This window comes from Rhodococcus sp. IEGM 1366 (assembly GCF_033142425.1).
In the GTDB taxonomy this organism is placed as follows: Bacteria; Actinomycetota; Actinomycetes; order Mycobacteriales; family Mycobacteriaceae; genus Rhodococcus_F; species Rhodococcus_F globerula.
The window spans coordinates 231776-239252 of the sequence record NZ_JAWLRZ010000005.1 but is presented as its reverse complement, the minus strand read 5'-3'; the positions used below and the strand labels follow the sequence as shown (position 1 = coordinate 239252).

Annotated in this window: 7 protein-coding genes; 1 reads left to right on the top strand and 6 read right to left on the bottom strand. The window is 62.0% G+C overall.

The genetic code is table 11. The annotated features are described in order from the left end of the window. Positions 1–203 precede the first annotated feature (203 nt). Entirely contained in the window at positions 204–545 is a 342-nt protein-coding gene (locus R4P64_RS16815) for a hypothetical protein (protein ID WP_033232035.1), read from the bottom strand. 201 nt (positions 546–746) lie between these two features. Between R4P64_RS16815 and R4P64_RS16810 the strand changes: the two genes are divergently transcribed. Next, positions 747–1085 carry an RNA polymerase-binding protein RbpA gene (locus tag R4P64_RS16810; protein WP_033232034.1) on the top strand — a complete coding sequence of 113 codons (339 nt, stop codon included), beginning with the start codon at positions 747–749 and terminating at the stop codon, positions 1083–1085. Between the two features lie 405 nt (positions 1086–1490). Here the strand turns inward: R4P64_RS16810 and R4P64_RS16805 are convergent, their stop codons facing one another. From R4P64_RS16805 to R4P64_RS16785, 5 genes are all read right to left on the bottom strand, one after another. Then, a complete protein-coding gene (locus tag R4P64_RS16805) occupies positions 1491–2288 on the bottom strand; it encodes a hypothetical protein (protein ID WP_317821861.1) in 798 nt (265 codons plus the stop codon). A gap of 72 nt (positions 2289–2360) precedes the next feature. Continuing rightward, the gene (locus R4P64_RS16800; protein ID WP_317821860.1) at positions 2361–3668 is read right to left on the bottom strand and encodes a TerD family protein; all 1308 of its coding nucleotides are present in this window, start codon (positions 3666–3668) and stop codon (positions 2361–2363) included. Continuing rightward, positions 3661–5262: an apolipoprotein N-acyltransferase gene (lnt, locus tag R4P64_RS16795; protein WP_317821859.1), complete on the bottom strand. Its 1602-nt coding sequence runs from the start codon at positions 5260–5262 to the stop codon at positions 3661–3663. The genes R4P64_RS16800 and lnt overlap by 8 nt, the downstream gene beginning before the upstream one ends. Further along, positions 5252–6850, bottom strand: a complete 1599-nt coding sequence (locus tag R4P64_RS16790) for an amidohydrolase (RefSeq protein WP_317821858.1) — start codon at positions 6848–6850, stop codon at positions 5252–5254. Before R4P64_RS16790 ends, lnt begins: the two co-directional genes overlap by 11 nt. An 18-nt stretch (positions 6851–6868) precedes the next feature. Further along, entirely contained in the window at positions 6869–7432 is a 564-nt protein-coding gene (locus tag R4P64_RS16785) for an FxsA family protein (RefSeq protein ID WP_317821857.1), read from the bottom strand. Positions 7433–7477: the final 45 nt, after the last annotated feature.

Sequence of the window (7477 nt, the reverse complement as noted above, 5' to 3'; positions counted from 1 at the left end):
TGTGCGAGCCACCGCACATCGCGTCGATCGCGATTAATGGGTCGGCTCGGAGTTCGAACCTCCCCGAAGGTCCGAACTGAAGGATTGAAGTTGTGTCGCCTCGTGCGCCCACCACATATTCGCGGCGGCGCGCACACAGCTACAAAGTGATTGCCCAGACGGGGAGGATCGAAACACCTCGTCGATCGAAAGAAATTACGGGTTCATCGAAAACGTTCGGCCTCGCGTGCGAGCACCGTCAGCTGCTCGCACAACGCGAGTAGCTCGGTAGTATCGGCGCCCTCAGCGACAGCAGTGGCAACGTCTTCAGCAGCGCAACGAACTTCGAACATTCGGTCCACCAACTCGACGGCCTCGGTGGCCGTCAGGATGACCGCGTCCGCGGGAACGCTGGTGCCCTTCACCGCATTACGCTGCTCGTACGCACGCTGGCGGCATGACTGGCAGCAGTACCGGCGGCGACGGCCGACGCCGACTGCCGCTACGCCACGACCGCACCACGCGCAAGGACTACCGGCGCTTCTGGGGCGCGTGCTCGAGGTCATGAGATGACAGTTTACTCGAGATTCAGACGCCCTCGATGTCCGCTCGGATGCGAGCGCGCGGGACCCGGTAAGATGGGGAGGTTGCGTCTTCTCGCCACACGGGAACCAATCCGGTGCTCGTGGCGTTGTAGATGAGTGTGAGCGTCTACTCCCCAACACCGGGCGCCCACCAGCGGTGACGAACGAAGAGAGGACACCACCATGGCAGATCGCGTACTTCGAGGTAGCCGACTCGGAGCTGTGAGCTACGAGACCGACCGTGACCATGACCTCGCCCCCCGTCGTATGGCGAAGTACAAGTGCGACAACGGTGAGATCTTTGACATCCCGTTCGCCGACGACGCCGAGATCCCCGGTACGTGGATGTGCCGCAACGGCCTCGAGGGTTCCCTTATGGAGGGCACTGCGCCCGAAGCCAAGAAGGTCAAGCCGCCGCGTACCCACTGGGACATGCTGCTCGAGCGTCGTTCCGTCGAAGAACTCGAAGAACTTCTGAAAGAGCGTCTCGATCTCCTGAAGGCCAAGCGCCGCGGAGCGTGATGCACTAGCACTACAGTGTGCACGTCGAAGACCGTCCGGCCACGTGCCGGGCGGTCTTTCTCGTTGCATTCGATGCCGATGTGGTCCTTGTGTTGCAGTCATTGTCCACGAACCCTTCTTCGACGCCGATGTCATCCGAAAGCGTTCCCGCTCAGCAGTTTTCATCGATCAGACAAGCGCCGTGCCGGTAGCCTTCCTCGCACTGTTCGGCAGGGAAAGCCATCGGCACGGATATCTGTACCAGTGTTTGCTGTATCCCCTGACGGCTCGGCTGCCAAACGTCACGGATGGAGTACGGCCGGTATGCGAGTGAGCACAGTTTCTCCTCAGTGAGCACAGGCTCCAGCGCCCAGAAAACCATGCTCACTCGAGGAAAAGGGGCCCAGCTTCCTTCGGCGATTGCGCCTACGCGGTCCAGCGACGCATCGCCACGTATCCCGCCGCCCCCACCACGATCAACCCGACGCCCAGAGCGACGGTCGTCGAATCCGTCACCAGTCCCGTCATGCCGGTGACTGCTACGAAAACTGGCACGAAATCGAACAGTCGAGCAATCGATTCCGGCGGCTCGACCGGAAACCCGAGTGCTTGGCCGGCCTTGCTCCGGGCGTAGCTCGGATACCACTCGGTGAACGAGATAGCGAAGAACGTGCCCGCCAACTGCAGAATCCAACCGGTCCAGAAATTGCCGCTGTCGCCCAGCACTGCGTCACCGATCAGTCCGACAATCGCCGACCAGGTGAAGGCCAGCGCCCAGACCGCGGTGATCACGTAATTGATCCGCAAGAAAAGCGAAGTGGTCCAGTACTCCTCCGGAGTGGATTCCTTTGCATATTGCATGGTGAACGGATTGCGCAGCAGTATCGATCCGAAAGCGAAGACAACAAGCGCGATATTGGTGAGCTCACCGCCCCACAATTCGAACCATTCGATCGTATTTGCCGATGCGAACAGTCCAATTCCTGCGAGTATGCCGAAGAAGAGGACATCGAACAGTTCCAGCAGTTTCAGAGTGCCGCCCCGCCGATGATTTGCGGCCAGTATCAGCAGAGATAGTCCGAGCGCCGCTGCAGCGGATTCCTCGAATCGTCCTGGTCCGGACAATAGTGAGAGCAGAATCCACGGGGACAATCCCGCAAGTGGAGACCGTAGAACAGCATCGACAACGCTCGTTTTACGGCTGACACTCTGATCTTCAATCATGGGAAACGCCCTTTGCTCGACTAGGTGTCAAGGCGAATACCCGATATTGAAGGGAGCGAAGCTCTTGTGCCCCTAACGGCGCTTTTTGCGCCCCGAATCGCACGGCCCGGAGTACTTGTCCAGTCCGACGCCCTTGTTCGCTTTCTTGCTGCGTCCGGTCGGGCCTGATTTGGGGCGCTGTACCCACTGACCGTCGGCGTCCAGACCGGGCATGCGTTCACTGAGAGTTCGGCTGTAGCGCGTCTCCCCGTCGACGGTCAGCACACCGTCCTGCACATCGATGTGCGCGACGGTCGCCCAGAACGAGTTCTTGCCGTTGCCGACGTACACGAGGATCTCGTCGGCGTCCGAACCAGGGAGTCCGTCCTTACCGGCTTTGCCGTACCGAATGGCGACGCGAGGATTGCCGAACGAATCGATTGCACCAGCCCCGTTGTCCACGCTCTGATAAACGTTGACCAGCAGATCGCCGTTCTCGTGGGGCAGCACACGAACCTGCTCGACGGCCGGCTTCTTCCCCTTGCCCGGTCCGGCGCTGTCTCCGTAGTGGTAGATGTGCGGCCAGGTTTCGAGTCCACCACGATGGTTCGGCTCACCGCTGATGACGACGTAGTCGTTGGTCTCTTCGTTGCGGCAGAAGAAGTAGACGTCGAGGTCTCCTTCGCCGTACTTCTTGACCTTGCCGTTCTTGTCGTACGTCGCCCCGCGCCCATCCCATTCCAGGCCGACAGTCAACACCCAACTGGGATCGCCTTGGCTCTTACGCAGGTCGATGCGCGCTGTCTTGTCCTGTGAATCCTTGGTGAGGCTGACGGAGACTTTCTCGAAGCTGATGGTGGGGGCGGGAGCGGCTACGGGTGCTTCAGGAGCCGCAACAGTAGCGGGCTCGTCGTCATCGACGTCGATACCGTGTTCGGCGGCAAAGGCTGCCAATCCGGCGCTGTATCCCTGTCCGACGGCGTCGAGACGCCAACCCGTGCCGCGGCGATACAAGGCGACCAACTGCAGCACCGTTTCGGTAGTCAAACCTGTTGGCACAAAAGACAACTGCTGCGACGATCCACGGGCGTCGACTCGGATGGAAGTGACATCCGAGAAGTTCTTTCCCTGCGCTTCAGTGCTGCCGGTCATCAACACGCGGTGAACGTCAGCAGGCAGAGCGGCGAGGTCGATGGTGATCGTCTCGTCCGAAACGAGTGCAACGCCGGGGGCTTTCGGGTTGTTGAAGAAAACGAAGTCGTCGTCGGTTCGGACTTTCCCGTCGGCGCCGAGCAGAACTGCCGCGATATCCACCACACCGCGAACGCTTCCGGTGTCGAGCGCGATGGTGTAGCTCGCGTCCACCAGATCGGTTTTCGAGCCCTTGGTTACGTCAGTCATTGCTCTCTCCTGTTTCGGGAAGGGAGGGTTCACGTCGTCGGGAAATTACTGCTATCACTATTGAGCCCGCAGCGAGGAGGCACAGGACGACCTCGGGCGCGGGGCCAAGCTTCGTTGCAAGGGTGGTGTCGGTCGACAGCGGCACATCCGCAACCAGATACTCGGGTACGAACAAGTCGGTTTCCGACGTGACGGAACCGTCCGGCGAGATGATGGCGCTGACACCGCTGGTAGCTGCGACGACCACGGCTTGGCCGTGTTCGACGGCACGAACTCGCGACATCGCCAACTGTTGGTACGTCATCTCCGTATCGCCGAAAGTGGCGTTGTTGGTCGGTACGGCAAGAAGTTGCGCTCCGTTGCGCACTGATTCCTGGAATGCCCGGTCGAATGCCACTTCGTAGCAGGTGGCGATGCCGATGGGCACACCCGCGGCGTGGACAACGCCATTGCCGTCGCCGGGTACGAAGTTGCCGGCGCGGTCGGCGTACTCGGAGAACTTCCGGAAGAAATCGCGATATGGCAGGTACTCGCCGAACGGTTGGATGATCTTCTTGTCGTGCTGTTCCTGCGGACCCTTGTTTCCGTCCCAGACGATCACGGAGTTCGTGGTTGTCCGGTCGGCGTTGACCAGCACGGTACCGACCAGGATCGGCGCACCGATCGATACGGAAGCGCGAGTGATGTCGGCTGCTGCGTCCACGTTGCGCAGCGGATCGATGTCGGAGGCGTTTTCCGGCCAGATGACAATGTCGGGTTGTTTGACGCGTCCGGCGTCGACCTCGTCCGCAAGCCTCAGAGTTTCGGCAACATGGTTGTCGAGCACCTGCTTGCGTTGGGAATTGAAGTCCAACCCCAACCGCGGGACGCTTCCCTGAATTGCCGCGACGGTGATCGTCTTCTCGCCGGAGTCCATGGTTGCGAGGAACGGCGCCACGGCAACAGCCAGCAGAACAGGTACGACGGATGCGGCAACCGCTCCGACAAATCCCCTGTCCCAGCGTTTGCCTGCAACGGCAATAGCTACGGCAGCCAAACCGGTGCCGGTCAAGGCCACCCCGAAACTGAGCAGCGGCGCTCCGCCGAGGCTGGCCAGCGGAAGCAGTAAACCTTCGGACTGGCCGAAAGCAAGCCTGCCCCAAGGGAATCCGCCAAACGGAACACTGGAGCGCAGCCATTCGGTCAATGACCAGATTGCGGCAATCCAGAGCGGAGCCCACGGTAACCGAGACACCAAAACTGCCAGGAGCCCGAACAATCCGATGAACAGTGACTCCACGGCGGCAAGGGCGATCCACGGCATTGCGCCGACAAATACCCCGATCCACGGGAGTAGTGGAATCAGGAAGCCGAGACCTGCCAGGTAGCCGAATCCGAATCCAGCTCGCAGCCGCAGTCCCCCGCGGCCGAAGTTCGTCAGCACACACGTGAGGAGTGCAATGCCCACCGGTGCGAGAAACCACAGAGGCCGCGGCGGAAACCCCACAAAGATCAGATATCCACCCGCTGCCGAGTACAGCGACCGCAACCACACCGAACGGGTCAGAACCTCGGTTATCCGAGACCGCTGCCCGGCGGGTGACTCAACGCTCATAAACGACGCGTCCACGATGCACCGATCGAACACACACCGGTGCCTGCGCGTCGGCGTCGAGACTCGGTAGCGCCGGGACACGCGAGCGCGGATCGGTCGACCATCGCTGGACCGAGTCGGCCGGCGCGCTTACCTCGAGGTCTCCCGCTTCCCAGATGACATACGACGCCGGAGCACCCGGGTTGAGTGTTCCGGCCGCGCCGTCGCGGACTCCGCCGGCGCGCCAGGCGCCGCGGGTTGCGGCCGAGAAGGCCGCTCGAGGTGAGATGCCGCTTCCGTCGGTGCGGTGATGCACTGCGGCACGGAGCATCGCCCACGGTTCCACCGGAGTGACCGGTGCGTCGGAACTGAATGCGAGGGAAACGCCCTTGGATGCGGCCGGGGCAAACGGGTTGAGTGCAACGGCGCGTTCGCCGCCCAGTCGCGTGGCATACAGGCCGTCGGTGCCGCCCCACAATTCGTCGAAGACCGGCTGGACGCTGGCAATGACGCCGAGCGCGGCGAAGGTTTCGGCGTCAGCGACAGACATCATTTCGGCGTGCTCGAGACGGTGACCCAGTGCGGCGACCTTGGGTCCGCCGAGTTCGTCGGCAACCTGCTGAAATGCTGTCGCAGCGGCCGAGACGGCGGCATCACCGATTGCATGGAACCCGGCTTGAATTCCGGCGAGGGTGCATGCCCGTACGTGCGCCGCGATGGCGTCGACGCCCAAGTAGGCGTTTCCGGTCGAATCCGGTTGATCTGCATAGGGTTCGGCGAGCCACGCAGTGTGCGATCCCAGCGAACCGTCGATGAAGAGGTCGCCGCCGAGGCCGTGCGCGCCGGTCTTGTCGAGGAGCGCTCGAGCGTCCTCCGCTGTACTGACGTGCTCACCCCAGTATCCGCGGACCTCGACGCCGTGATCGTGAGCGAGGAGTTCCTGGAAATCGGTGAGGCCGGAGATATCCGGGCCACCGCACTCGTGCACGGCAATGATTCCGCGTGAGGCGCAGAGATCGAGAGCGGCGGTGCGGGCGGCGGCGCGCTGATCTGCCGTGAGGAGGTTGCGTGCGGCGGCGCGGGCGAGATGGTGGGCTTCGAAAGTCAGCGGGCCGTCGGCGGAGTAACCGGCCTCGTTTGCCAGTCCATCGATCCCGTCCCGCAGCGTGCTCGAGCACACTGCCGAGTGCACGTCGATCCTGGAGAGGTACACCTTGCGCCCTGGCGCTGCGGCATCAAGGTCAGCCGTCGAGGGCGAAGTCTGATCGGCCCACTCGGTGTCGTCCCAACCGTGCCCCCAGATGACGGCGTCGGGATTGGCGTCGGCGAATGCCGTTACACGCAAAAGGCATTCGTCGAGCGACTGTGCACCGACAAGATCAAGTCCGACTATGGACAATCCGAGCGCAGTGATGTGGACGTGAGTATCGACAAAACCGGGAGTGACAAACGCACCGTCCAGATCTTCGATCTCGGCGCCGGGATGCAATGCGCGTCCGGCGCGTTCGTCACCTACCCAGACGACGGTGTCGTCGGTGATGGCGAGCGAAGTCGCGTCAGGTGCAAAGGAACTGTAGATCCGGCCGTTGACCAGCAATCGAGTAGTCACGAGCGCCAAGTCTGCCTGTTAGTACTGCGGCCCCCGCGAACGGGTGGGTGTATCCGTGTCGAGAATCTCACCCTCGAGGACAAGTTCCTTGCCGTTGCTGGCCACATATTCGGTGGTCGCGGTAGGTGTTTCGACGATGATCTCGCCGTCGATGACCTCACCGTTTCCACGCATCCGGGCTGCGTATCCGACGGTGCCTGCAAAGGCGTCACCGCCCGCTGCGAACGCCGCTGCCCGCCGGCCTGCCAGGAGGGCAGCAAGAGGACGCAGTGCCCAACGGGTCGGGGGAATCAGTAGGAGCAGACCCAGGACCGATGTGACAAGACCGGGAACGAACATCAACGCGGAGCCAGTAGCAACGAGCGCGCCGTCTGCCACGGCGAGCGACGGTGAACCTTCACCGCGCGTTGCCTTGCGGAATCCGTCCATGACTTTTCGCCACTGCGAACGCATGAGCACCATCCCGACCAGTGAACCGGCCAGGAACAGCAGAATTGTCCAGGCAATGCCGATGGCGTTGCCCACGATGACAAGTGCGGCGATCTCGACGATCACGTAAAGCAGGAACATGGCGGCAATCATGACGTCCCCTTTCAGACGGTCTACCACTACAACGCACGACGGTTC

Excerpts from the sequence above, each read along its gene's own strand:
- R4P64_RS16810 (WP_033232034.1), top strand. The coding sequence starts at position 747 with ATGGCAGATCGCGTACTTCGAGGTAGCCGACTCGGAGCTGTGAGCTAC.
- R4P64_RS16785 (WP_317821857.1), bottom strand. The coding sequence starts at position 7,432 with ATGATTGCCGCCATGTTCCTGCTTTACGTGATCGTCGAGATCGCCGCA.
- lnt (WP_317821859.1), bottom strand. The coding sequence starts at position 5,262 with ATGAGCGTTGAGTCACCCGCCGGGCAGCGGTCTCGGATAACCGAGGTT.
- R4P64_RS16805 (WP_317821861.1), bottom strand. The coding sequence starts at position 2,288 with ATGATTGAAGATCAGAGTGTCAGCCGTAAAACGAGCGTTGTCGATGCT.
- R4P64_RS16815 (WP_033232035.1), bottom strand. The coding sequence starts at position 545 with ATGACCTCGAGCACGCGCCCCAGAAGCGCCGGTAGTCCTTGCGCGTGG.
- R4P64_RS16800 (WP_317821860.1), bottom strand. The coding sequence starts at position 3,668 with ATGACTGACGTAACCAAGGGCTCGAAAACCGATCTGGTGGACGCGAGC.